1 protein-coding gene is annotated in these 684 nt (G+C 37.0%); it reads left to right on the forward strand.

All coding sequences use genetic code 11. From position 1 onward, the window contains the following. The coding region (locus tag A3761_RS02660) for a response regulator (RefSeq protein WP_231881128.1) at positions 1-507 on the forward strand (507 nt) is incomplete at its 5' end. Positions 508-684 lie beyond the last annotated feature (177 nt).

A 684-nucleotide genomic window follows, 5' to 3' on the forward strand; every position in this document is an offset into this window, starting at 1 on the left:
TTGGCAATCGTAAAGCAGCTGTCTGAACTCCTAGGCGTTTCATTAGACATGAGGTCTTCTAATTCGGGTACTGAATTTATTCTAAAGCTACCATATGTTGAATATAAACCTAGATCTGATGAATACCTTGAACAAACCAACAAGACTGCTCCTCTAAAGGTTATCGTTATTGATGATGATGTCTCAGTAAGGGATAGCATAACGCTCTTATTGGAGTCTCTTGGGCATGAAGTCGAAGCATTTGGCAGTGGTCAGGAGTTCTTCTCAAGTAACGTTTATTGCTCTGATAATTTTGATTGTGTGATCTTGGATAATAGACTCTCTGATTCAGAGACAGGTATCAATATCGCAAACAAAATAATGCTTCAAGAAAAGCGTTTGAACATTATTATTCTGACGGGGGATACGGAAGTAGACTTATTGATAAGTCTCAAACGGTCAGGATTCAAAGTGCTCAATAAGCCGATTGATGCTAATAGTCTAGTGTCTTGTTTAACAGTAAACTAATGATCTTTACGTTCAAAATAACTTATGGAATTAACCGATTGAGGAGAAAAATAGGCTAACACTGCCATCTTGTACTTTGAGCGGAGGTGGATAGCGTTGGCGTATTAACTATTTATGGATACAGAAAATAATAAACATATTTTGAATGTTCTTGATGATGAAATGTATGGTGCAACG

The organism is Oleiphilus sp. HI0123 (assembly GCF_001635315.1).